This is a genomic window from Peribacillus muralis, from assembly GCF_001645685.2.
Lineage (GTDB): Bacteria > Bacillota > Bacilli > Bacillales > DSM-1321 > Peribacillus > Peribacillus muralis_A.
The window spans coordinates 716,574-741,427 of sequence record NZ_CP017080.1; the positions used below are offsets into that span (position 1 = coordinate 716,574).

Genomic DNA, 24,854 nt, shown 5'->3' on the forward strand with positions numbered 1-24,854 from the left:
TTAACTAATTTTTTGAACATTGGCAACTGACGCTGGAAATATGGATAGTGCGGTAAGCACAAACGGTTTGGAATAATATTAGCTTTTTCAGCTAATGACCTATAAATAAGTGCATGTATATAATTCTATTAAGTTAAGAATGTTTGGAATTATCAAAATAAAAAGAGAGAGAGGGCCTATATTGATATCAGACCTTAATAGCATAAAAGAGATGAACAGGAAAGAATTCATCCAAAAGTTCGGATGGGTATATGAACATTCCCCATGGATAGCAGAGCGTTCATGGGATTACAAGCCATTCATTTCCTTAGATGACCTAAAACAGAAAATGGAAATAGTTGTCCAGGATGCTTCATTAACGGAACAGCTCCAATTAATCAAGTCTCACCCGGACCTAGCAGCCCGGATTGATATGGCTGAAGCATCAGTTAAAGAACAATCCGCGGCCGGTTTGAATTCTCTTTCTCCGGAGGAATATGAAGAATTTCATGCGTTAAATAATCAGTATAAAGATAAGTTTGGATTTCCGTTCATATTTGCTGTCCGCGGCAGCGATAAAACGGTGATAAAGGCAGAGATGAAAAGAAGGATTGGTTTGGATCAGGCAAATGAACTTAAGGAAGCGATCAAGCAAATCAACTTAATTGCCAGCCACAGGTTATCTGATTTTATTAAATAATGGGAGTGATAATATGACAGTCCAAAATGAAAAAAGAACGATGTATTATGGTAAAGGTGATGTATTTGTATATAGGACTTATGTAAAACCGCTTACAGGCTTAAGGAGAATACCGGAATCACGTTTCATAGAAAGAGATAATACTATTTTTGGATTTAATTGCCAGATTTCTTTGAAAGGTGATGCTTTTTTATCTTCTTTTACGGAAGGAGACAATAGCTTGGTGGTTGCAACGGATTCCATGAAAAACATCATTCATCGCCAGGCCGCCAATTATCAGGGAAATACGGCGGAAGGATTTTTGAAGTTCATATGTGAAGTTTTCCTTGATAAGTATAGCCACATAGATGCAGTAGAACTGACAGCAATTGAAGTCCCCTTCGATCATGTACTCGTTCCAAAAGGGGAAGGACATGTAAATAGTGATGTTGTTTTTCGATGTTCCAGAAATGAAAGGGCTACCACTACAATCGAGGTGAAAAGGACACCTAGCGGAAGCAAAATCGTTAAGCATTCAAGTGGAATAGTGGATGTCCATTTAATCAAGGTTAAAGGAAGCTCTTTTTATGGATTTATTCAAGATGAATACACCACACTGCCGGAGGCTCAAGATCGGCCACTATTTATTTACTTGGATTTCGATTGGGAATACAGCCATTGGGAGGATGCCACTGGCGCGAATCCAGAGAAATATGTAGCAGCAGAACAAATTTGTGATATTGCAAATACAGTGTTCCATGAACTGGATAACCGTTCGATTCAGCAGCTCATTTATCATATCGGTACTAGGATTTTGGAACGGTTCCCGCAGCTTGCGAATGTTCAATTTAAAACGAATAATCGTACCTGGGAAACAGTAGTAGATATCATTCCGAATTCAGAAGGAAGTGTCTATCAGGAACCTCGTCCTCCATTTGGCTTCCAAGGCTTTGTCGTTACGCAAGAAGACGTTAAACAAAAAAAGGCAGCTGAATCAACTGTAGAGGTTTCCCGATAATGGACAGTAAGCTGACCACACATGTTTTAGATTTGTCTAAAGGCCTTCCGGCAAATGGGATGAAGATAGAGCTTTGGGCCATAAAGAATCAGGGAGAACATTCTTTCATTAAAGAGGTCCATACAAATAAAGATGGCAGAGTAAATGATCCGCTACTTCAAGGAGATGATTTCAAACCAGGTGAGTATGAGCTTGTCTTTTATGTTGGGGAGTATTTTAATGATGAAGCGAATGATTCATATTTAATGCCATTTTTAAATAAAATTCCACTTCGTTTTGGAATAGGGAGCAATGAAGAACATTATCATGTTCCACTGCTTGTTGCTCCAGGTGGATATAGCACTTACCGAGGAAGCTAGTGAATCAGGAAGGAGGGGGAAATTTGGCACATGAACGTACGGATGCAGTGACTTTAAACGGTAATCCAGTGACCTTGATTGGTCCTGGACTAAAAGTGGGGGATAAGGCCCCTGACTTTGCACTATTAACAAGTGACCGCCGTAAAGAACATTTGACAGACTATAAAAATAAGACATGCATCATCACAACTGTTCCTTCGCTTGATACGGGTGTATGTGATTTACAAACAAAGCTCTTAAATGAAGAAGCAAGCACAATGGGTGAAGATGTAGCTGTATTGGCTATTAGTGCAGACCTCCCATTTGCGCAAGCCAGGTGGAGTAAAGAAAGTAATGTGGAAGCTATAACCATACTCTCTGACCACTTTGATATGTCATTTGGTACTGCATATGGAACGTACATGAAAGAACATCGACTGGAATGCAGGGCAGTATTTGTAATAAATCAAGAAGGAATCATTAAGTATGTGGAATACGTGCCGGAAGTCACGGATCACCCAGATTATGAATCCGCATTGCAGGTAGTGAAGGAATTGATGAATATAGCTGGTACAGTAAATTAAATATTCCCCTCACGAAGGATAATAAGATTTCCTTCTATTATTTATAAGACTGTCCAATTTACGTAAATTGGACGGTTTTTTTAATGATACATTCTCAATTAAATTAGGGTAGGGTGGTTTTGCAGTGATTTAAGTAAGCACAAAAAGAGTTAAGTACCCGGATCTAACCGATGCATCAAGCAAAGGCAAAGCATTCCCCTAAAACGGAAAGAATAGGATGATGTTTTTTGATGGTTAGTTATATTTGGCCCTGAATTTTTAGATTAAACATATTGTGACACGCACTTTCAAGGAGGATGCCTATATATCTTCTAAGAAAAGAGGCTAAACATGAAATTTATATGGATAAGTTTACTGACATCCTCGCTGTTTATAACAGGATGCAGTAACGCAACTTCCACTGTCAAAAAAGAAGAAAAGACTATTGAAACAGATGAATTGAACTACAAAAATCAAAAAAATTGGAAGTTGGAATCAGGAGATACACAATCACCAATCGACATTGAGACAACCAAGACACAGGAAATGAAAGATAATGGAGCAATTGAACTTAACTATAATAATGCTGTACTTGTTGCTGAAGACAACGGCCACAGTATCCAACTAGACGTTACTGGAACTGCCAAAATCAATGGTCGCCTCTTTGATTTAACACAATTTCATATTCATGCACCAAGTGAACATAAGCTTGATGGTAAGCATTATCCGATTGAAGTTCATTTCGTAAATAAAGCACAAGACGGACGTATAGCTGTTATTGGTGTGTTCTTCAAAGAAGGTGCAGAAAACCATGGATTCAAAAAAGTGATTGATAGCATTAAAAAAGGTGATAAAAACACCTCTGTTGGTGATATCAATATCGCTACTATGCTTCCTGCCAACAAAAGTTATTACCACTATCTTGGTTCATTGACTACTCCACCCCTTTCAGAAAATGTGGAATGGTATATCATGAAAAAACCAGTAGAAGTTTCAAAAGCACAAATAGAAACTTTCCAAAGCTATTACCATAGTAATAATCGTGACATTCAACCATTAAACAAACGGCTAATCTTAAAATACGAAGAATAAATAAGATTCAAACAAAATCCGTATTCCATCGGGGGTGAGGTCTCGCGGCACTATGGATAGCGCTGTTCATGGAAAATCGATTGTAGGAAACGGATTGGGTGATCTGACGAGCATCGTATATCGGAGTGTCGGCGATATACAATCAAAAAGAACGCTCAATCCTTGATTGAGCGTTTTTCTTCTTGAGAGTCAGCTGCTTTTCATCACTCTATTCGAAATGAAATACGACAATATAGCTGAGAGTGCAGCAAGTGTCATGACAGGCAATTGAGATTGCGAAACGATAATGGATGAACCGGCGGTACGAGTTGCCCCTGAAAAGTCAGGTGTGTATGCAGCAGTTAGAATCAGTCCGGATATTACTTGTAATATTGTAAATAACAATAGGAAACTAAATGTAAAGAAAAGATACTTTTTCATGTGTGTCACCTCCTTCCTCTATTACATACGGATGATTTGCAAGGAAGTTCCTTTAATTTACATTTACTTTTTCGCTTATTTATGAAATAAGAACGATTATCATGTCCGCCCATTTGGTTGGCAGAGGCTTGCCCCGAGAATCCACAACAGGGGAGATGGTGTAAAAGAAGGTTTGCGGACGGTGACTGCCAATACACCTATAGCTGCAGAAGCATATTTTCTAAAGAAAGGTATCAGTTAACAATCAAGAATATACGGGGCTAGAGGAAGTTGACTCCTTACTTATTAAAGTAGGTGAGGCTGCAAACAAAAAAACTATCTAAACCTTAAAACAAAGTTTGTTAGAAGTAAAAGGTGCGGGGCCCTACAGGCGCAAAAGCCTAGGTCGGACCGTCTCCGGTAAGCTAAGCGCCTCCAGTGCCATGGAACGGACTTAGTGCAGCTTCTCCAAATTTATCGGCAATTGGGACTCCATCCTCGTTTTCCTGAAGGTTTTAGCGTTTTCCAAATCTGCTTGGGAGTATACTAGAGAGCGAATATGGATGCTAGGGCGATAGATTATTTCATGCATTTCCCGAACGGAAAAAGGACAAGCCGCATACTATATAGCAAGTCCGCATTCAATGAAGCGGGCTTAATATGATAGAAGGGGGGCATGGCAATGATCAACTGGAAAGTGCGCCTTAAGAATCCGACGTTTATATTCACGGTACTCCTTCCTGGGCTTTTGCTATTGGTACAGATGGTTGCGGCGTTCATAAACAATTTCATTCACCCTATTGGCTTTACCATTAGTGATGATGCTTTGAGCGGGGCTTTGGGCATCATTAACTTTATAGCACTTACATTCTTTGGGGTCGGCGGTGTGATTGATCATACCACTAAAGGTCTGAGGGACAGCGAGAATGCTCGAAGTTATGAAGAACCTAAATAATGGTAGAATCCTGCTGAAGAGTTAGAAGAAACCAGATAACACCGTTTAAGTAATACAACGGTAGTATCTGGTTTTTGTTTTTTTTTACGTTGACCGTGAATGCTGGAGGAATTGGAATGAAAGCTAATAATGCCGCATACATTTAAAATCGTGGTTCATTTTAGTTTGGGGAGGAAAAAGAATGAGTTATCGTTTACCAGTTTCAAAATGGCTTGCAGCCATCGTTTTACTTGTGGCTTTGTTGAGCGCATTCGTATTGGGCCCTGCCAATGCTTCAGCATCTATCAATTATGGTGATGAAGTTGCCGCCATGGCAAAGAAGCAGGTGGGGAGCTCTTATAAATACGGGGGGACGACACCAAAAGGGTTCGATGCAAGCGGTCTGACCCAGTATGTATATAAAAATGCCGCAACAGAATTGAAGATTCCGAGAACTAGCGCCGATCAATATAAAACCGGTAAAGCCATACAACAAAAAGACTTACAAGCAGGAGATTTGGTGTTCTATGCGACAGGAAAGAAAGGGCAGGTTAGTTTTGTGGGAATTTATTATGGAAATGGCACATTTATCGGAGCCACCTCCAAAGGAGTCAAGGAGGTCAAAATGACCGATAAGTATTGGAAGGGAAAATATATCGGGGCAAAACGGGTCATTAAGTGACAGTGTAATGATCATGATTCAATCACGACGAGGAAAAGGAGCATCGAAATTCGATGCTCCTTTTCCTCGTCATTCAATGATGATATCGGTTAAGACAACATTGCCATTGCGAACTTTTATTACCGCCATCGAAGGGGCGGTCAATGCATTCGACTCCAGTTCCCTTGCTTTTTCCTCTGAGGTGAAATAATTGTCGAGACCGTATCTGATCTGGATGCTTTTTGGATTTTTCAGTTCATATGGAATTTGCAATTCCCCTTTTAGGTATATGCCTTTGCTTGGTTTCTTTTTCGTTACGGAATCGACCTCATATAATCCGCTGCCGTTTTGTTTCAAGCGTACATAGACCTTTTTATAATCACCCATATTTCTTGTTTTGAACTCGGATTTGATCGAGTCGGCAAGCTGGGAAGGCTGAACCGTTTCAATTTCATAGCTGAGGGCTACATAGCTGCCCCGAAACAAGTCCGTCGGGTCGACAGGGGCCGTTTTGATTTTGATTTCTTCTCCTGTCATTGTTGTCAAAAAAGGAGGAAATGCCAAAATCAAAAGAATCAGGACCGGTATGGAAAAAACGATAAATGGCCGGGATACTGCATCATTCATGGAGATCGCCTCCTTTTTTTCGTTGATTTTCAAAGAAAAAGCCAAACCCGATAAGCATGATGCCGCCGATGATGAATGTAAGCGATTTTGGCAAGAAGTCAAAGGAATCGAGATAGTACCTGAAAATCAACGCACAGATAATCACGATGCTGGTCAAACTGCCTTTTAGAATGAGATATAACAGGAAAACGAAATAAGCTAAAGGAAACCAAATTGAAAACTCGAAGGTAAGGAAGAGTGCTGTAATGCCATGTAAGATGTGCCCTTGGATGTGAATGACGTTTCGTATTCCAGATGTAACCGGGATAAACGCCAGCACGATTCCGAGCACAAACAGGATGGAAAGGACGATCGTATTCGAGCTTTTCAAATCAAGCTTCGGCACGAATTCCATTAGAAGCAAGGCGATGGTATTGATGGCTAATGCGTTAATGAAAAAGGCCGGATACTTAGCGAATTCGAATTTCTTCAATAAGATGTATAAACCAGGTAAAAACAAAATGATGGCTATTGGATAAGATGTTTCATCAAGGAATATACTTCCGTTAATATAAATGAACAGCAGGAACGAAGTAAAAAGGAGGATGAAAACATCCTTTAAGTAATAGCTGATGAATACCGTTCCGATGGCCCATAACAAGAAGGAACTATTGAAATTGATGCTAATGTTGAACATCTGCTCAATAAGGAAAATCCCTGCACCGAATATTAAAATACCGACATAATGCAAGCTTCTTGCTGTTTTGGGAAAGCGCACCTGCCACTTCACACCAGCAAAGTTCACGCCAATCAAGCATGCAAGGATAAGCAGGAGTTTTAAGGCTTTATTTAAATAAAGCCAATTACTCGCTACAAAGGTCAATATGCCCAACCCTAACAGCAGTGCCCCGATGGATAAAAGGATGGTGACGAAGCTCAAATTCCCTTTCACAGCATAGGAAGCTAGCATCCTCTCTTTTTCTTGTTCTGAGATGACTCCTCCTCTTTCAAGATAAGTGAACTCATTCTTTAAAAAATCGAATTGTTTCTTCGATATTTCTTTATTGTACAAAATAACTCCCCCTTCCACATTTTACTATTATACATTGTATTCCCCCTAATCCTTGAATAGATGTTGATCATTTTCTTTTACCCTCATTGAACCGGATATAACAAATTTTTTTAGTACCTTGCAATAAACAGTACCATATGGTAAATTAATTGCATAAGATGTATTGTTTGATGTTCAGTACTGTTTATTGAACTATACCTTAAAATTCCTAAATGAGGGAGTGATGGGTCGATGAATGTACAATTTAAGAAGGGTGTCCTGGAGCTTTGTGTGCTCGTCTTATTGGATAAGCAGGACCGTTATGGCTATGAGCTTGTACAGAAGATTTCAGATCAGATCGAGATATCGGAGGGGTCCGTATACCCGCTATTGAGACGGTTGACAAAGGAAGAATATTTCACGACTTATTTGCAAGAATCAACGGAAGGGCCTCCGCGTAAGTACTATAAGCTAACGGACAAAGGCCGGGATTACCTTCAAGAGTTGCTGACGGAATGGAATGAATTTTCCAAAGGGGTCAATCAATTAATCGAGGAAGGTGTGAGCCAATGAATAAAGAACAGTTTTTAAAGCAATTGAATGACTCTTTAAAAAAGCTTTCTTTAGAGGAACGACAGGATATCCTGCAAGATTACGAAGAGTATTTCGCAATAGGGATGGAACAAGGAAAGACAGATCAGGAAATTTCCACATCGCTTGGGAACCCTAAACAGATTTCCAGGGAACTCCTGGCCACTTATCATCTTGGTCAAGTCGAACAATCGACTTCTGCCGGTAATGTAATGAGGGCCGTTTGGGCCGTAATTGGCCTGGGATTTTTTAATCTGGTGATTGTATTGGGGCCATTCATAGCACTGATTGGAGTAGTCATTGCAGGCTGGGCATCGGCTATAGCATTCATTCTCGCTCCGGTATTCGCACTGCTTAACCTTATGGTGAGCAGCTTTCAATTATTTGATTTGTTCTTCGCATTGGCACTATGCGGGATTGGGATTTTCATGGCCATGGGGATGTTTGTCGCTACCCGCGCATTAACGAAGGGGTTCATTCGTTATTTAAAATTTAACGCATCCCTTGTGAAAGGCGGTTTGAAAAAATGATCAATGTTAAAAAGTTATCCATTGTTGCTCTTGTTTTATTATTGATTGGGGCGATAGGAAGTGCATTTACGTTTTCCCAAGCGACTAATCAGAAGGCGACTACAAAGACAAAGACGATTCCGGATGTCGTGACGGATATAAACATCGGCGCTGATAATGCCACCGTCGATATCATCCGGACGAAGGATCAGGAAACCAGGGTAGAGCTGGTTTCAAAAGGGGTGGAGAACTCCAAGCTGGATTTCACTGCAGATGTGGAAGGTAAGAAGCTGACGGTGAAGCTGAAAAATAAACTTAACTTCAGCTTTGGTTTCCATATTCAATCACTACATCTAAAGGTTTATGTACCTGAAAGAGCGTATAAATCCTTTACGGTCAAATCCGACAATGGTAAGGTGCAAATATCGGATTTGAAAAGCGAACATGTGAAAGTGATATCAGAAAATGGCCGAATCGAATTAAATGAGATACTTGCGAAAAAAGTTGAAGTGAATTCTTCCAATGGAGCGGTGGAGCTCGATCATGTTGAGGGTGAACTGGTTGGTTCCTCGAATAATGGAAAAATCATGCTGATCACAAAAGATTTGGATAGGAAGATCCATCTCGAAAGCGATAACGGTAAAATCATGATTCAAACGGAAAAGGAACCGACGAATACGACTTTCGATGTTTCAGTCGACAATGGAAAAATTGATATTCTTGGCAAGTATGAGGGAAGTACTGTCATTGGCAAGGGTGAAAACCTGGTGAAGTTGGAAACGAATAATGGAAAAATCGAGATAACGAAATAGCATAAATGAAAAAGCCGACCGAATGAAGTCGGCTTTTTTGCTATGCGGCCTGTTTTTCTTTTTGAACGGCGTATGGCTTATGGTAATACCGGTTTAAGAACGAACCAAAGACGGAAGCCAATATTTGCTGAAACAGGGTGCCGAGAATGACGGGAACTGCAACGGCGACCGGAAAATAGGCAACAGCAAGGGCGGCACCTGCAGAGATATTCCGCATGCCTCCCGTATAGGTAACGGTAATGATTTCTTCTTTTTTCCATTTTAAACAATGACCTGCGACCCAGGAAATGAGGTAACCGGAAAAGGCAATCAGTAAGACCATTAGTGCCATCTTGATCAATTTGGCGTCGATATGACTTAAAAATCCTGCGACTTTTGCGCTGTTTAATGCCACACATAATCCAATTGCGATTTTAGAAAAGGGAGCTAAACGCGGTGCGAGCAGCGGTTTAATTTTCCCCTTGGTCAGTTGATTCAGGACCATTCCGATCAATGATGGGATGACAACCATTCCGATCAGTCCCTTCATGATTGCCGATGTATCCATTTCAACGGTTGCGCCGCTGAAAAATGCGACGCTGTAAGGGACAAGGATCGGTGAAAGGAGAGTGTCGATCAAAACGATCGTCAAGGTGAGCAGCGTGCTGCCTTTGTATATGGACACCCAAAGTAAACTGGTGACGCCGGTCGGGATCACCACACCCAATACCAAACCGGTAATGGTCAAAACATCCCCGGGAAACATTAAGTGTCCAAGCAGCCATGCCCATATCGGCATAACAATATGAAGGATGCCAAGCACTACAAAAATCGGGACGGGATTGGAAGCGACCTGCTTCAATGAACTGAAATTGGAACCTAAGCTTCCGGTAAAGGTGATGAAAGCAAATATCCAAGGAACGAGGAACACATAGGAATCTAAATAACCGGCAAGCAATACGCCGATTATGACACCCAGTGGCGTAATGAAGGGCATGGCCTTTTCGAGAAAATGATTTACCTTTAGCATTTGATTTCACTCCTGACGAAATTACGTATAAAAAAGGCAAGCGGCTTACGTCATCATATAGCCCCCAAGGCGGGCTGGGAAATTTCAGGGCTGAACAATCCATTTCCCATATAAATCAACTAAGAGAGAAACAAAAAAAATTTAAACAATAACAGTGGTGCTCATCGTTTTTCCGCTTTTCATTCTATCATAGAAGGGGAAACTCACTAGAGGAGGATTATGGGCCTATTGTTGATACATCCGGACTTCCCTACTTTAATTTCTTCATAATATGATAGATCGTGACTTGCATACCTAAAATACCCATAATCAATAGGATGATTATGATGAACGGTCCCGAATCCTCATCCAAGCCGAATAGTAAGAGGAGGAATAAACCTGTACTTATGCCTAAACCCAGGATCATGTTTAATAGGAGTTTCATGGGTAATCTCCCCTAAAAGCTTTTTCTTACATTATAGAATAGTTTTAAGGCCATTACATAATCATGGTGAACTTCCTGTCATTCAGGGGCAAATAAATGCTAATTGTCATATTGGGTTTATCTTCATATATATTTAGGTACACGAAATAAATCGTTGGCTTCTTGCAACCATTTTTAGTAAACTGGCAAAGACAATTATAGTTAGAAGGTGAAGGAATGAAGGAAACGATAGTAGATGAACGGGTAAGAGGTGCTGAAAAGATCTGGACACGGGACTTTATCATGATCTGTTTGGCAAACCTGTGCATTTTCATGGGGTTTCAAATGACAATGCCTACGCTGCCGCTGTTTGTTGAGCAGCTTGGTGGAGATGATCGCCTTGTGGGGGCTGTGCTTGGCATTTTCACTTTTTCGGCCCTGCTTGTTCGGCCAATCGCAGGGAGGTTATTGGAAACGAAGGGAAGGCGCATCGTTTTTCTTGTTGGTCTAGCCATTTTCGCTTTGTCGGTAGGTTCCTTCGGGTTCATGGGGAGCATAGGCTTATTATTCATGATGCGGATTATACAGGGCGTAGGGTGGGGATTTTCTTCAACGGCCTCAGGAACGATCGCTTCTGATATCATCCCTGCGAAACGACGCGGTGAAGCCATGGGTTATTACGGGTTATCGGGAAATTTAGCATTAGCCTTCGGTCCATCCTTGGGACTTTTCCTTGCTACGGTTTTACCTTTTCAGGAGTTGTTCCTGATCTGTTCATTACTCGGTTTACTTGCCATCGTTACAGCGTCACTTATTCGATATCAAAAAGTTGAAAGAGACCCATCAACGGCAGCCGTGGCCAAAAGGTTTGATGTTTATGAAAAAAGTGCCATCCAGCCTTCCTTGCTCATTTTCTTCATATCCGTCACTTTTGGAGGAATTGCAACCTTCCTTCCGCTTTATACGGCTGAAAAAGGTGTAGATGGAATTCAGTGGTACTTTTTGGTGTATGCAATGGCCCTCATGGTCACAAGATTATTTTCTGGCCGTTTATATGATAGAAGGGGCCATCGGGCCATCTTTTTACCTTCGACAGTGCTCATCATGGCTGGGATGCTGCTGCTGGCTTGGATGCCGGGTGAAGCGATCCTTTACTTAGCGGCAGTCCTTTATGGATTTGGGTTCGGTTCCGTTCAGCCGGCACTGCAGGCATGGTCGATTGAAAAAACGGCACCTAACCGGAAGGCTATGGCAAATGCCACGTACTTTTCCTTTTTTGACCTTGGAGTGGGCATGGGTGCCATCTTATTTGGGCAGATAGGCTTTCTTTTTGGATATAGGAGTATTTATATTACAGCAGCATTTTCGATTTTCATTTCAATGATCGTTTATTTATTTATTATTAAAAGTGAGAATAGGTTGAAATCCTAGGGGAAGCTTGCGGAGAAAGGGAGCGACATTGCAACTTTCAAAAATATGTAGGTGCTCACCATTATTAACGGTTTTTTACATTCTGGGTGACTTCAATTGAAGTCATCTTTTTTGATATCCATTTGTTTAAACAGGCAGCATCCTGAATATTTTAAAAATGGAAAAACTTTGTTATTATCGTAAGGAACATATACATAGGATGATTAAAGGTCTTAATGAAGGAGGGAAAGCTTAGGATGAATGGTTCTTCTAGTGAAGAAGAGACTTTAGAAAAAAGGAAACGCATTTTCCAGGAAGAGCTGGATGCTTTGTGGAAAGGGCGGCTCATCCCCAAATCGGAATATATCAGGATCGAAAGGGCATACGACAGGTATTATCAGCTGGCGCTTCATAAACAAAAACGCTTAAAGCAGGAGCATGATCGATCTCAGGCCGAGCCAGAAAAGATGTTGAATGCTGAACCGATCGAGAAGGTTCAAGAAGGCTTGATTGAAGAAAAGGGATGGGAAATACATGGCGCCGCTGGAGCCTCCGAATCAATATCCAACGAAGGGAAGCAAGAGCAAGTGCAATTGAGTTCCTCTCCCGAAGATAGTCAGAAACGGGCAAATACTCTAGACATGAAGCCGGAAAACAAGCTGGTTGAATCGGTGAAGCCGCTAAAACCGAAAAAAACACCCGAACAAATCAGGGAGCGGAATATTTCGGTCGTCCTGCTCACAGGCGTGATTTTGCTTCTATTAGGCGGAATGATATTGGCAACTTCATCATGGGGAGATCTAAACGCGCTCCTGAAAGTGTTCTTCATTGGAATGGTATCCGTCATTTTTGTGGGAATGGCCTTCATTGCTTCGAAGCTGAAAATTAAACAGACGGCGTTTGCATTCCTGACGTTAGCGAGCCTATTCATTCCGATTACCATTTTATCAGCTTCATATTATCAAATCTTTGGAGAGTATCTTTCACTTCATGGCGGGGGGCCTGCATTGCTGGGGTTTCTTGGAGGGTTACTCTGTTTAGCGATATATGTCAAGATTGCGGATTACTTTAAATCGAAAATATTCATTTTCATTTCGATATTTACCTCTGGCATTACGTCCTACTTCGGTATTGCTTTTGTGACGCCCACCCTTGACTGGATGTTTTTGGCGATTGGCATGACTAATGTAATCCTATTATTGAATGTCCGAAGATTAAATGATGAAGAACATTTAATGTTATTCAAACCATATATTTTTCAATTTCTTCAGTTTAAGGTCATTGTGGAAGCGTTCGTGATTTTGACGTTATTTGCAAGCGGCCTTATATATTCGTTAACGTTGATGGTCTTTTCTGTAACGTTTTTCATTTTTGCCGTCCAATTTCAAAAGAAATATCATGAAATGGCGTTTAGTGCCCTTTTCACGTACGGATATATCCACTTTGTCTATAATTCCTTTTTAAGTGAATACATGGTCATTGCTTTTGCACTTCTACCAATCATTTTTACTGCTTTTGCGAGATATTTGGATAAAGGGGAGCTGAAAAAGCTTTCGAGGACCTTCATGTTTACCAGCCTGATTGAAAGTGCAATGGTTTTCATGTATATAAACGCGTTGGTGTACCAGGAAAATTATGCGCAGCTATTCATCGCGCTCATGATCGTTGCCGTTCAGCTTGCCTATGTATCCCTTCAATCGAGGGATTCACGCTTCACCTACCCGGCTGTCGTGGTCTTCAACTTAGCTTGTGTCTATCTTTTCTTTGCCTGGCCCATTTCATTTTCTACCGTTTTGAATTTGGTTTTTGCTCTTCAGATCATTCAATATCTCGGGCTTTATTTATATAATCATCATCCAAGATACAGTCTGTTTAAAAGGAGCATCGTGTATGTCTCCTCAATGATCATGTTAATGATCCTGACGAATAAATTCAGTGAAATGGATTGGCTTGCCGTCAGCCTGGTACTAGGCATGATATCTGGACTATTTTTCATCACATATATAAAAGGCGATGCCAAGCATATGAAGGAAAACGCCATTTACGGATTTCCAAGTACACTCATCCTGGCTTTCGTTTCTATCTATCCATATTTGCTGGAAAGCGGTGCTTGGATCCGGTCAAATATCCCGGTGAGTCTCTATTTAATGGCGGTTTCACTTATTTCCATCGCCTGCGCCTACACACTTAAGAAGAGGTTTCGTATTTTTTTTCCTGTTTTTTGTTATGGCAGCCAGTTCCTTTCCTTACTTGCCTTCCTGTGGATTCCGTTCGATGCGCTGCAGCCATTGAAGGCAAGCGGCTTGATTGCCTTGGCTGTTGCAATAAACAGTTGGTCGGTCCGAATACATCGGCAACATATTTTCTGGGTGCCTGTCGTTTTTACAAGTGCTGGCTTATATGCATCCCTTTACGATGTGTTTGATTTTAATTCGATGACCATGAAGGTTGCGTTTGTATTGTTCGGCCCGTTTATCTTTTTCCTGATAGGGGAGATGTTAGGGAAATATTCGAAAAATGGGAAACTGTACTTCGTTTACGCCAGCCATCTAGTCAACTTAGTTGCGATTCCTGTTGGATATCTTCTCATCATCCAAACGGAAAGCACGCCGATCGTCTTTGTTACTCAGCTATTGATGTATCTTTTGAGTGCTATGCTCGCAAAAGGGAAGCTGGAAAAATACGTGTATACGTATCTAGGTTTTTCCGTCCTTTTCCTGCAGGTACATTTATTTTTGAAGAACGTGGAGCAAATGGCATTCATCGCCTCGATAGGTATGATGATAACCGGAGCAATCATAACAATCATGTGGGCTGCTTCCAATGAAGGCTGGAAGAGAATCATCGAGTTTTACCTTATTCCGTTCAGCATTTTGACAATGAGCTTATCCATATTGGAAACCGCAATCGGTGATTTTCCGCTTAACTGGGAGGCTGCCTGGGTTGGTTTGGTGACTGTACAGTTCGCGCTAGGCTGTTATCTGCTTATGAAAAGGAAATGGCATAACTATGTTTTGCTTCCTCTAAGCTTGGCATACATCTTCTACAATATGTATGTACACACATTGAATATTGTTATGGCTCTTATCCTCCTGCTTGTATGTACGGCTGTGATGGTGCTTGCCGGCATTCGTCATTTCAAAGGCTTGTTCAATCAAGAGGGAGCCATTGTAAGGATTGATTATTATCGGATTTACGGCTTGTTGTATCTTATTGCCATGAATCTTGAAGTTTTCAGGAGGGACCCGGGGTTTGAGGAATTAGGGATCTTTGTTTCACTTCTTCTGCCAGGCTACGTCCTTTTAATGGGACGGTACACGAAGGGAAAAAAAGAAAGGATCATCCATGTTTGGCTGACGGGAGTTCTTGGTTTGTATCCATATTGGACCATCATCCAATATGCGGATTCGATACAGCCCTTTGTTGGTATAACAGTCCTTTTTGCTTGTTCGGCCTTCATGGTGATACTAAGCCGGAAGTATTTTAAGAGCGTTCTGATTAAGGACGGAGCAGGATTTATTCAATTGGATTTTTATCGGATTTATGGCCTGCTATTTCTTCTAGCCATGAATTTGGATGTTTTGATGGAGGAATCAGAACAGGTCATTTTGGAAATTGTCGCAGCCGTCCTGATTCCGATCTATTTCATCATAATAAGAAGAACGACGACAGGAATCATGGAAAGAAAGATTTCTTTGGCTGCAGCGATATTGTTCAGTCTCTATCCGTATTGGGTCATCACTAATCAATTCACGGTACCCAAGGTCCTTGAAGAAGAGACAGACATTTTGCCGCTCTTCATCGTCAGCACCATCCTGCTGAGGAAAATTTTCGTTAAAGGCAAGATTACGCAATATATCGAGAGTGCCATTGTCTTGCTCTTGTTTTTGGACTTGATTTTTGATGCTATGGCGAGCAACACCTTATATGATGCGCTCATTATTGGAACGGTGTCATTGGCAGCCATGCTCATTGGCTTCATGATGAAATACAAATCTTATTTCATTGCCGGAACCGCCACCATTTTATTCAATATTTATAGCAATACTACTTCGATGTGGAGTGAGATGCCATGGTGGTTGTATTTGATCATTGGCGGAGTCCTCCTTATCGGAATAGCCTCCTTCTTCGAATGGAAAAAGCAAAAAGACAACAGAACATCGAAGGAAGTGCTTGAAAAAAATAAACAAAGAATCAAGAATTGGTTCAACCGCTGGAATTAATGAAGAAAAAGGGGCAAAGCAAAAAGGCTTGGACATTCCAAGCCTTTTTATTTTGGACAATATTTTTGGATGTTTTGTACTTTGTCCGTTTCATTGCACTGCAGGTGCTCGCTATCTCGCACACCGATCCCAATCTAATTTGCGTGAAAACTAAAAAACCGAATGTCCACAGTTTTGAAGGAATTGTACATTGCCGTTTCATTGCACTGCAGATGCTGCCTTATCCAGAGGCGGTCCGAGAGCCTCCTCGGCTTTGAGCCTTCGGTGTCTCACGTAGACGCGCATTTCCCGCAGGAGTGTCGCACCTTCCGTTCCATTCCACTTAGCGTGAAATGAAGTTAGACATCCATTGCTCATAGTTTTTGAGGTTTATATTTTGCCCGTTTCATTCCACTGCAGGTGCTTCCTTATCCAGAGGCGGAGCAACCCTTTGACACGTATTCCTAAAAGAAGTCGCGCATACCTCATTCATCATCTACAAACAGAGAGTGATTAGACCCGCTTCTTACTTCTTCGATTTTGTTTATTTCCTCTTGCCAATCATAAATTTCAATATTCCACTGGTCTATATTAGATTTCAACACATTAATTAAAAATGGAGAAAGGGCATTACTATAATTTTTTAATTCTATAATTAATCTATCTCTATCTTCGGTTACACCTCGTACTAATCTTTTCTTTTTTTCCAAATTTGCATATACAAAAACTGGTCTGAATATCCGTATCTCATTTTCATCCATATCAGAAGTGACTCCTTTAAATAATTCATCTACTACCCACATTAACCTTTTGAGCTTAAGACGAGCAGGAGCTGCATGAAGAGCAGCTGGAGGATGAATCGGAATGGCTGTCATGGCTGCTGCCATGGTCCCAGCTGTGGCCAGAGTGAGTGGAGGCAGTATCATTATCCCCAAAAATGTCTTTATAATCGTGATCAAAATCATTGGTGCTGACATACATGAAATAGGCAGGGGCCGCGTAGTCGGATTCATTGTAGATCTTCCGCCCATTCATTTCTGCCAGGGGCCGATTTATTTTAAATTGGGAGGCGAAATGTTCAAATGTCATTTCGGCTTGGTTACTTGTCGGTTTTCTCATATATTTCGCTTTTAGCTGCTCGAGCTCCATCGTTTCAAAATCATGAAGAAACGATTGCCCTTTACCGTGTTTAAAGAACTTGCCCCATGTTCGAATTGAAATCGAATCCACCGTGAACAACTGTACATAGTAAAAATCAAAAAGAGTCCGTTCCTCGGGCTTGAAAACGGGCTGAAAGTGGGGGTGATGCAAAATGGGCGTGTCGATGAAAGCTTGGCAAAACGAATCATACTCTCGTTTATGGCTCAGCATGATATGCCAAAGCTCATCAATGGCCGAATTAAACATTTCAACCTTTCCAAATACGGCGGCCATAATCAAATAGCGCTTCAGTTCACGCCATGCTTGGTTGACCTTTTCCTGTGAAACACGGGGATGCTTCAGTCTGTATTCATTATTGACCTTTTCCATATAGGCCACATCCAGTGCATTGTTAAGCTTTTCCTGCAATGCATCGGCAACGATTTCGGAAGCGTCTACATCTAACGTTCGCTTATGTAACTGATGGAATTCTCTTTGATAACGTGCCGATTTGGCAGGCTCACTTTGCCGTTTCACGAAATTGACCAGAAACACAGCTAGAATTGCCGCAAGAATGACATAAAAAAAGACCATGTTTTCCACTCCTCTACTATCCATGGATAGATTGCTATATCTTTATCTTACATCGTATTGGAAGGGATTGTAAGGTATTACTGATAATGATCAATGAGATGGTGAAAGGCAGGACCCCTGAATCAAGCACTTCAAATAATGCCCCCAATCTAGTATAGTTAGAAGAAAAAGGGGCGAGGGCATGTACTTGACAGTAAAAGAGACGGCGGAATATTTATCGATGCCGGAATCCTATATCGAAAGCTTAATCGCTCAAAATAAAATTCGCACCGTCCATGACGGTGAGCAGAATTTAATTTTCAAAGAGCAATTCAATACACATCTTGAACAAATGGAGAAATATAAGAAGCAATTGGCTGATTATTATAATGAACCAATTCCAGAAGATATTGATGTGAAGGATGAAGACTAGCATCTGCCGGATTGGCAGGTGTTTTTTTATGAAATCATTGTCCGAATCATAGGACTAACTGATCATTCAAAAAATTTTGTTGTCAATGGAAGGTAATTGTAGTAGTATCCCTTAATTCCGTGTAAAATAAGAGATAGAAGGAATTATCACGGCAGAATGGTAGTTAGGAGATAGGTAAGTGGTAAAAGAGTATTTACAAAGTGAAGGTTTTTCTAGGTTAATTACATTAATTATTTTGGTCCTCTTTTTAGTAAGCATCGGAAGTATGGTTAATATTGTGTTATTTACTTTTGTTTTCACTTTCCTTATGGGGAGGCTGGAGCAATTTATCATGATTCGGCTGAACAAAGTGATGCGTATCAACTCCAAAGTAGTCATAAGTTTCTTATATGCAGTCGTCGTATCATGTTTAGCCATCGTTCTTTATAAATATTTACCGGTCATCACGCTCCAATTCACGGAATTAGTCACGCAGATCGTTTTCTTCTTTCAACATCCACCAGATAATAGGGTCGTTCAATATGCCATTAATACGATGAACGAGCTGGAATCGCCGCTCGATCTTCAAAAACAGATGAATACACTCTATCTTTATATATCCGATTTCGGTAAACTGGCATTTCAAATTTTCATTTCCATGTTGCTTAGCTTATTTTTCTTATTGGAAAAAGATAAAATCATCCGCTTCACTTCTAAATTCAAGCGGGCCAAATTCAAATCGTTCTTCATAAACTTGGGACACTTTGGCGTTAAATTCATTAATTCATTCGGTAAAGTCATTGAGGTACAGTTCTTGATAGCCATTACCAATGCAGTGCTTTCAGTTACCTTTTTATGGATCCTTGGATTTCCGCAGTTGCTGGGCCTGGGGATCATGATATTCTTCCTCGGCTTGGTTCCGGTTGCGGGGGTCATCATTTCCCTCATCCCGCTTAGCATGATTGCCTATAGCATCGGGGGCATGCCAAAGGTGATTGCTGTGTTGATCATGATCGTTGTGATCCATGCGATTGAAAGCTATATTTTAAACCCTAAATTCATGTCGGCAAAGACAAATCTCCCTACGTTTTTCACTTTCATCATCTTGCTGTTTTCCGAGCATTTCTTAGGGATATGGGGTTTGATCATCGGTATACCGATTTTCATCTTCCTGCTGGATATGCTAGATATAGATGAGGGGAATAATCAAATATCATAAAATTATGCAAGCAGCGGCCAGCTATATCAGCCGCTGCTTTTTTTTTCGTTAATCCTTGGCAACGCAGACTATATCTGTTTTTAAAATAATATCCATTCATTCTATATAAAGGGGGAAGTCCAGAGGTTTACCATGTACAGCATAGCCGCGTTTTTGGTTTACCGAGTTAATAGATTAAAATTTTATTTTAGTAAAGTTATTTATCGACTTTTTATTGCATAAAAAAACAAATGAACGTATAATATTTTTAAATGAAAATACTGAATGTTCTCTAAAATTAGATTTATCTGTTTTTTAAAAAAAGAGAGTTTACGAGAGAGAAGGGGATTATGTTGAAGAAGGTTTCTTTTTTTGTGTTTGCCGTGGCAGCTTCTTTGTTACTCGCCCTGACAGGATGCGGGAAGGATAAAGAGGTTTCGACAACTGGTAAAGAAGAAGAGTCAAATGGGAAAACGCTCAGGATCGTGACGGATGCCAATTATGCTCCATTCGAATTCCTTGAAGGCGATAAGGTTGTGGGATTTGATATTGATTTCATCACTGCCGTTGCTAAAGAAGCCGGTTATGAACCAAAAGTCGAAAGTGTTGGCTGGGATCCGATTTTCGTGGAAATCGAATCGAAAAGGGCGGATGTCGCGGTTTCCGCCATTACAGTGAATGACAAAAGAAAACAAACGTATGATTTTTCGGTCCCCTATTTCTTATCAACAAACAAGATTCTCGTCCCAGAGAAAAGTGATATAAAATCAGGCAAAGATCTGAAAGGTAAGGTCATTGCGGTACAGACCGGTACAACTGGTCAGGCAGCAGTGGAAAAGCTCATCGGAGAAAATAATAAGAACATTAAGAAATTCGAAAATAATAATCTGGCCATTCAGGAACTGCTACAAAAAGGAGCGGCAGCCGTCGTAGCTGATAATACGGTTGTTGAGGAATATGTGAAGAATAATCCCGATCAGAAACTTAAGGTCGTCGAAGATAGCTCAGCCTTCAACGAGGAATTCTATGGCCTAATGTTTCCAAAAGGCAGTGAATTGAAAGGCGATTTCGATAAAGCCGTGAATGCCATTTACGAAAACGGGAAATACGCAGAAATCTATAAAGAATGGTTTGGCATTGAACCAGACGTTGAAACATTGAAGGCACAGCAATAAAAATAATAAAAAATGGAAGGATTGCGTAACTTTACGTGTGAAGTTACGCAGTTTTTTTGGGCTTTAGGAGGAGAATGGAATGAGTTTTCGCTGGGATATTATTTTTGAATATGCTCCTTTCTTATTGAAAGGTACCTTGCTGACGATAGGTCTTTCGATTTCATCCATCCTGATCGGAACTTTTTTAGGTTTATTGATCGGGTTAGGGAAGATCATGAGAAACAAAGTGCTAGCTTCGCCCTTTTATTTTTATGTTACGGTTTTTCGCGGAACCCCGCTGTTGGTTCAAATCTTTTTGATTCATTTTGGGATCGTGCCCTTATTTACTGGGGAAACGAATGCTGTGGCCGCAGGTGTCATTGCTTTATCTTTAAATGCAGCGGCATATATAGCGGAAATATTCCGAGCGGGCATTCAATCCATCGATAAGGGTCAAATGGAAGGATCCCGTTCCTTGGGAATGACCCATACCCAAACGATGATTCACGTCGTATTGCCTCAAGCCTTCAAAAGGATGATTCCACCGCTCGGAAATGAGTTCATCGTGTTATTAAAGGATTCCTCCTTATTATGTGTCATCGCAGCTCCAGAGTTAATGTATTGGGGCAAGGCGATGGGTAGCCAGTACTTCAAAGTGTGGGAGCCATATCTAGCATGTGCTTTCATTTATTTATTCCTGACCCTCATTTTAAGCTTCGTATTAAATAGACTCGAAAGAAGGTTGAAAACAGAATGATCAAGATCGAGAATCTTAAGAAATCCTTCGGGGAGAATGAAGTGTTGAAAAATGTCAATGCAATCGTTTCCCCACAGGAAGTGGTTGTGGTAATCGGGCCTTCTGGATCGGGTAAATCAACTTTTCTCCGGTGTATAAATCAATTGGAAACGATTACAGAAGGACATATTTTCATCGAAGGTCTCGATACGACGGACAAAGAGGTCAATATCAATAAAGTCAGAACGGAAGTTGGCATGGTATTTCAGCATTTTAACTTATTTCCTCATAAAACGGTTATTGAGAACATCATGCTGGCACCTGTAAAGGTCCGCAAGGTTTCCAAAGAACAGGCAGCGCAAAGAGGGATGGACCTTCTTAAGAAAGTGGGTCTTGCCGAAAAGGCGAATGCTTACCCCGATTCATTATCAGGGGGACAAAAGCAACGTGTGGCCATTGCCAGGGCGCTGGCAATGGAGCCAAAAATCATGTTATTCGACGAGCCGACCTCTGCTCTTGATCCTGAAATGGTCGGTGAGGTGCTTGAGGTAATGAAGCAGCTGGCAAAGGAAGGGATGACGATGGTGGTTGTAACCCATGAAATGGGATTCGCAAAAGAAGTTGGCGACCGGGTGATTTTCATGGATGAAGGATATATCATCGAAGAAAACATTCCCAGTGAGATTTTCAATCATCCGCAACAGGAGCGAACTAAAGCCTTTTTAAGCAAAGTACTCTAAGTATAAGCAAAGAAAAAACCTTCCATTGAATGGATGGTTTTTTTCGGGAAAACACATATAAGCGCTTCATTTAATGGTCGAAGCGCCTAAAAGCGATTCAGGGCTTTTACCGAGCACGAGCATACTGATTTTGGCGAAGCCTATATTTTTACTTTGCGAGAAAATCTGAAGTAAGATCTGGAAATCAGGATCATTCTTCAACTTTTGAACTTCCTCTATATATAAATTGGAAACGGAGGGTATAACGAATTCAGGGGTGTATTCGTCATGGTTTTCATCCATGAGTATAGTTCCCATGAAATGGTATTTAAATTGCAGTGCCCTTGTTAAGGCAACGATATGGAATAACCTATTAAATAATTCGGGGTATGAATATTTAATTTTCATAAGCGCGGCTTGCGTTGCCCGCAGCTCATCGAAACTAGATAAAGTGATCATGGTTATCTTACTCCTTTCTTGAAGGTATAGTTTACATTGATTAACGGCTTTTGACTCTTATCAAGGATACCCCCCGGTGATAAGCATGTAAAATGGTTAAATGTTATCGTTTCCATAACCTGCATCTATGGTAGTGCTTACATCGAACAACTCACTTAAAGAATGCATTTCGGCTGGTGAGCGCTTCCTTGGTATATTTCAGCCATTCTTTTGCGGCGTATGAAAGGTAATGGTCCTTGCTCCAAATGAAGCCAAGCTTCCAGCTAATGAATGGTTGCTTAACCTTGATCGACCTCACACGTTCATCATGCCGGCACAAGCTTTCAGGTAAAAGAGCAACGCCAAGCTTACAGTAAACCATTTCTTCAATGAAATCCCAACGTGAACTTTCCGTGACGATATGCGGTGAAAAACCGGCTTCACTGCAGGAAGAAATGATTAGATCCCGAAGGACGTAATCTTTGTTGAATAAGATGAAGGATTCGTTTTTCAGCTCGGCCAAATCGATTTCTTCCCGATCCGCAAATGGATGGGAAGGATACACAATCAAGTTGATGTCTTCTTCTAAAAAAGAAAAATGGTGGAAAAGGGCGGTGTTGGTTGGAAGGACGATCACGCCTATATCTATTAGGTCCTTTTGGACTGATTCTTCAATTTTTTTTGAACCATCCTCCACTAACTGAAAGGTTATATTGGGATATTGCTCATGAAACCGGCTAAGAATCCGGGGGAAGAAAGAAGCATCGATGATTGGAGGCAATCCAATGCGAATATGTCCCTTTTTCAAGCCTAGTAAATTATCCACTTCCGTTTCCAGATTACGAAAGGCTTTATCAATCAACTTTGCCTGCTCCAAGACAACCCTGCCAGCATCAGTCAGGATCAATTGCTTCCGCGAACGATCAAAAAGCTCGACGCCAAGCTCGGTCTCAAGGTTTTTAATCATCTTGCTGATGGCTGGCTGGGTAATGAATAAATGATTGGCTGCCCGAGTGAAATTATTAAAATTGCTTACCTCAATAAAGTACTGTAAATGTTTAATATCCATTGCTTCACCTGTAATCCTATTAAAAGTACTTTCATTTTACCTGTAAGCGGAAGGGTTGTAAAACAAGCTAATCAAAAAAGCTGGACTCCAAGAACCCAGCTTCTTACATATATAGAACCACCCTTTTTATTTAACTAATAGGACGGGCACGGGAGAATGCTGAACGATGTAGTGGCTTACACTGCCGAGGAACTCCTTGAATCCGCTTAATCCGCGGCTGCCCATGATGATAAGGTCACAGTTATGGGATTTCGCATGTTCCAATAAAGCCGTGATGGCAGACCCTTCGACGACAAATGTTTGGGAATCGTTTGGAATATCAGATAATAGGGTTTCCGCTTTCCCTATTAATTCATTGCCATATTTACGCATCGATTCTTCTATTTCCTGAAAGGCATTGCCATATATATTAGGTTTGATCGGTAATGTAACAGCGTGAAGTACCTGCACTTCAATGGCTGGATCGAGCTTCGCTAACTCTATCGCTTTTTCTAAAGATTTAAGTGCCAATTCAGACTCATCATAAGCAACTAGTATTTTTGAACAAAGCATGGTTTAATCCTTCCCTTCTATATCATGAATATACCCTTAGTATATCAGGTTGAATCTTCTAAATAGTTTCATATAATATAAATTTTGTGAATATTTGTTGAAGTTTACGTTAACGTCAATGTTAATATATAGGTAAATAATCCCTTTGAAAAGTGTGGTTTTAACATGTACACCATTTCTGAGTTAGCGAATGAATTCGAATTGACGACAAGGACGCTCCGGTATTACGAAGAATTAGGCATGTTAAAGCCAAAGCGTACAGGATCAGGAAAAAGAGTGTATGGAAAGAAAGAGTATGCACAACTGAAAATCATCATGCGTGGGAAGAAATATGGGTTCTCGTTAGTGGAAATAAAGGATATTGTCCTTTTGTTTGATAAGGACAGGACAGGCATCAGGCAATTGGAAAAAACGATTGATACGGCAGCACAGAAATTAAATGAAGTAAATGAGCGCATAAAAGAGTTGAGTGAATTGAAACAGGATTTTGAGCAGATGATTCAAGGCTTCAATAAAAACCTTCATGACCTGAAAATGAATGAAAAACTGGCAAGTGACAAATTTAATATGAATTTAGGTTTTGATGATCGACAAAGATGAATATATA

General features: G+C 40.7%; 28 protein-coding genes. 18 read left to right on the forward strand and 10 right to left on the reverse strand.

Going from position 1 to position 24,854, the window contains the following annotated elements; genetic code table 11:
• Positions 1–181 precede the first annotated feature (181 nt).
• The 5 genes from uraD (at position 182) to ABE28_RS03445 (ending at position 3,669) form a co-directional block, all read left to right on the forward strand.
• Entirely contained in the window at positions 182–679 is a 498-nt protein-coding gene (uraD, locus tag ABE28_RS03425; protein WP_257390693.1) for a 2-oxo-4-hydroxy-4-carboxy-5-ureidoimidazoline decarboxylase, read from the forward strand.
• Positions 680–692: 13 nt separating this feature from the next.
• On the forward strand, positions 693–1,676 hold the full coding sequence (gene pucL, locus ABE28_RS03430; protein ID WP_064463859.1) for a factor-independent urate hydroxylase: 984 nt from the start codon (positions 693–695) through the stop codon (positions 1,674–1,676).
• Positions 1,676–2,035: a hydroxyisourate hydrolase gene (uraH, locus tag ABE28_RS03435; RefSeq protein ID WP_064463857.1), complete on the forward strand. Its 360-nt coding sequence runs from the start codon at positions 1,676–1,678 to the stop codon at positions 2,033–2,035. Before pucL ends, uraH begins: the two co-directional genes overlap by 1 nt.
• 23 nt (positions 2,036–2,058) lie before the next feature.
• On the forward strand, positions 2,059–2,598 hold the full coding sequence (gene tpx / locus ABE28_RS03440) for a thiol peroxidase (RefSeq protein ID WP_064463855.1): 540 nt from the start codon (positions 2,059–2,061) through the stop codon (positions 2,596–2,598).
• Between the two features lie 330 nt (positions 2,599–2,928).
• Positions 2,929–3,669, forward strand: coding sequence for a carbonic anhydrase (locus ABE28_RS03445; RefSeq protein ID WP_064463853.1), 741 nt, complete (start codon positions 2,929–2,931; stop codon positions 3,667–3,669).
• Between the two features lie 189 nt (positions 3,670–3,858).
• Here the strand turns inward: ABE28_RS03445 and ABE28_RS03450 are convergent, their stop codons facing one another.
• The gene (locus ABE28_RS03450; protein ID WP_064463850.1) at positions 3,859–4,089 is read right to left on the reverse strand and encodes a hypothetical protein; all 231 of its coding nucleotides are present in this window, start codon (positions 4,087–4,089) and stop codon (positions 3,859–3,861) included.
• A gap of 661 nt (positions 4,090–4,750) precedes the next feature.
• On the opposite strand from ABE28_RS03450, the gene ABE28_RS03455 reads away from it, so the two are divergent.
• On the forward strand, positions 4,751–5,023 hold the full coding sequence (locus tag ABE28_RS03455) for a phage holin (protein WP_167353378.1): 273 nt from the start codon (positions 4,751–4,753) through the stop codon (positions 5,021–5,023).
• A gap of 181 nt (positions 5,024–5,204) precedes the next feature.
• Entirely contained in the window at positions 5,205–5,684 is a 480-nt protein-coding gene (locus ABE28_RS03460) for a C40 family peptidase (RefSeq protein ID WP_064463846.1), read from the forward strand.
• 69 nt (positions 5,685–5,753) lie between these two features.
• Here the strand turns inward: ABE28_RS03460 and ABE28_RS03465 are convergent, their stop codons facing one another.
• Together ABE28_RS03465 and ABE28_RS03470 are read right to left on the reverse strand one after the other, a co-directional pair.
• Positions 5,754–6,290 (reverse strand): GDYXXLXY domain-containing protein, encoded by a 537-nt coding sequence (locus ABE28_RS03465; protein ID WP_064463844.1) that lies wholly within the window; start codon positions 6,288–6,290, stop codon positions 5,754–5,756.
• On the reverse strand, positions 6,283–7,341 hold the full coding sequence (locus ABE28_RS03470; protein WP_064463842.1) for a DUF2157 domain-containing protein: 1,059 nt from the start codon (positions 7,339–7,341) through the stop codon (positions 6,283–6,285). Before ABE28_RS03470 ends, ABE28_RS03465 begins: the two co-directional genes overlap by 8 nt.
• Before the next feature lie 231 nt (positions 7,342–7,572).
• On the opposite strand from ABE28_RS03470, the gene ABE28_RS03475 reads away from it, so the two are divergent.
• Genes ABE28_RS03475 through ABE28_RS03485 form a run of 3 tightly spaced genes read left to right on the forward strand, consistent with a single transcriptional unit; the run spans position 7,573 to position 9,232 of the window.
• Entirely contained in the window at positions 7,573–7,893 is a 321-nt protein-coding gene (locus ABE28_RS03475; protein WP_064463840.1) for a PadR family transcriptional regulator, read from the forward strand.
• Positions 7,890–8,441, forward strand: coding sequence for an HAAS signaling domain-containing protein (locus ABE28_RS03480; protein ID WP_064463838.1), 552 nt, complete (start codon positions 7,890–7,892; stop codon positions 8,439–8,441). Before ABE28_RS03475 ends, ABE28_RS03480 begins: the two co-directional genes overlap by 4 nt.
• The gene (locus ABE28_RS03485) at positions 8,438–9,232 is read left to right on the forward strand and encodes a DUF4097 family beta strand repeat-containing protein (RefSeq protein ID WP_064463836.1); all 795 of its coding nucleotides are present in this window, start codon (positions 8,438–8,440) and stop codon (positions 9,230–9,232) included. The genes ABE28_RS03480 and ABE28_RS03485 overlap by 4 nt, the downstream gene beginning before the upstream one ends.
• Before the next feature lie 40 nt (positions 9,233–9,272).
• Here the strand turns inward: ABE28_RS03485 and ABE28_RS03490 are convergent, their stop codons facing one another.
• Together ABE28_RS03490 and ABE28_RS24835 are read right to left on the reverse strand one after the other, a co-directional pair.
• A complete protein-coding gene (locus tag ABE28_RS03490) occupies positions 9,273–10,241 on the reverse strand; it encodes a bile acid:sodium symporter family protein (protein ID WP_064463834.1) in 969 nt (322 codons plus the stop codon).
• A gap of 250 nt (positions 10,242–10,491) precedes the next feature.
• Entirely contained in the window at positions 10,492–10,665 is a 174-nt protein-coding gene (locus ABE28_RS24835; RefSeq protein ID WP_156775675.1) for a hypothetical protein, read from the reverse strand.
• 216 nt (positions 10,666–10,881) lie between these two features.
• Here ABE28_RS24835 and ABE28_RS03495 point away from each other — a divergent pair, with 216 nt between their 5' ends.
• Both ABE28_RS03495 and ABE28_RS03500 read left to right on the forward strand, forming a co-directional pair.
• Complete coding sequence (locus tag ABE28_RS03495) at positions 10,882–12,075, forward strand: MFS transporter (RefSeq protein ID WP_064463832.1); 1,194 nt, start codon at positions 10,882–10,884, stop codon at positions 12,073–12,075.
• A 236-nt stretch (positions 12,076–12,311) separates the two neighbouring features.
• Positions 12,312–16,277, forward strand: a complete 3,966-nt coding sequence (locus ABE28_RS03500) for a hypothetical protein (protein WP_064463831.1) — start codon at positions 12,312–12,314, stop codon at positions 16,275–16,277.
• A 464-nt stretch (positions 16,278–16,741) separates the two neighbouring features.
• Here the strand turns inward: ABE28_RS03500 and ABE28_RS03510 are convergent, their stop codons facing one another.
• Positions 16,742–17,143 carry a hypothetical protein gene (locus ABE28_RS03510; protein ID WP_156775676.1) on the reverse strand — a complete coding sequence of 134 codons (402 nt, stop codon included), beginning with the start codon at positions 17,141–17,143 and terminating at the stop codon, positions 16,742–16,744.
• Positions 17,073–17,990 (reverse strand): glycine-rich domain-containing protein, encoded by a 918-nt coding sequence (locus ABE28_RS03515; protein WP_064463827.1) that lies wholly within the window; start codon positions 17,988–17,990, stop codon positions 17,073–17,075. Before ABE28_RS03515 ends, ABE28_RS03510 begins: the two co-directional genes overlap by 71 nt.
• A gap of 181 nt (positions 17,991–18,171) precedes the next feature.
• On the opposite strand from ABE28_RS03515, the gene ABE28_RS03520 reads away from it, so the two are divergent.
• From ABE28_RS03520 to ABE28_RS03540, 5 genes are all read left to right on the forward strand, one after another.
• On the forward strand, positions 18,172–18,402 hold the full coding sequence (locus ABE28_RS03520; protein ID WP_064463825.1) for an excisionase family DNA-binding protein: 231 nt from the start codon (positions 18,172–18,174) through the stop codon (positions 18,400–18,402).
• A 178-nt stretch (positions 18,403–18,580) separates the two neighbouring features.
• Entirely contained in the window at positions 18,581–19,600 is a 1,020-nt protein-coding gene (locus ABE28_RS03525; RefSeq protein ID WP_064463823.1) for an AI-2E family transporter, read from the forward strand.
• Positions 19,601–19,932: 332 nt separating this feature from the next.
• Complete coding sequence (locus ABE28_RS03530; RefSeq protein ID WP_064464204.1) at positions 19,933–20,754, forward strand: basic amino acid ABC transporter substrate-binding protein; 822 nt, start codon at positions 19,933–19,935, stop codon at positions 20,752–20,754.
• Positions 20,755–20,833: 79 nt separating this feature from the next.
• The gene (locus tag ABE28_RS03535) at positions 20,834–21,490 is read left to right on the forward strand and encodes an amino acid ABC transporter permease (RefSeq protein WP_064463820.1); all 657 of its coding nucleotides are present in this window, start codon (positions 20,834–20,836) and stop codon (positions 21,488–21,490) included.
• Positions 21,487–22,209, forward strand: a complete 723-nt coding sequence (locus ABE28_RS03540; protein WP_064463818.1) for an amino acid ABC transporter ATP-binding protein — start codon at positions 21,487–21,489, stop codon at positions 22,207–22,209. The genes ABE28_RS03535 and ABE28_RS03540 overlap by 4 nt, the downstream gene beginning before the upstream one ends.
• A gap of 66 nt (positions 22,210–22,275) precedes the next feature.
• Here the strand turns inward: ABE28_RS03540 and ABE28_RS03545 are convergent, their stop codons facing one another.
• The 3 genes from ABE28_RS03545 to ABE28_RS03555 form a co-directional block, all read right to left on the reverse strand.
• Positions 22,276–22,647: a hypothetical protein gene (locus tag ABE28_RS03545; RefSeq protein WP_064463817.1), complete on the reverse strand. Its 372-nt coding sequence runs from the start codon at positions 22,645–22,647 to the stop codon at positions 22,276–22,278.
• Positions 22,648–22,798: 151 nt separating this feature from the next.
• On the reverse strand, positions 22,799–23,695 hold the full coding sequence (gene cidR / locus ABE28_RS03550) for a cidABC operon transcriptional activator CidR (protein ID WP_064463815.1): 897 nt from the start codon (positions 23,693–23,695) through the stop codon (positions 22,799–22,801).
• Between the two features lie 126 nt (positions 23,696–23,821).
• The gene (locus ABE28_RS03555; RefSeq protein WP_064463812.1) at positions 23,822–24,247 is read right to left on the reverse strand and encodes a universal stress protein; all 426 of its coding nucleotides are present in this window, start codon (positions 24,245–24,247) and stop codon (positions 23,822–23,824) included.
• Positions 24,248–24,412: 165 nt separating this feature from the next.
• On the opposite strand from ABE28_RS03555, the gene ABE28_RS03560 reads away from it, so the two are divergent.
• Positions 24,413–24,847, forward strand: a complete 435-nt coding sequence (locus tag ABE28_RS03560; protein ID WP_064463810.1) for a MerR family transcriptional regulator — start codon at positions 24,413–24,415, stop codon at positions 24,845–24,847.
• The last annotated feature ends 7 nt before the right edge of the window (positions 24,848–24,854 follow it).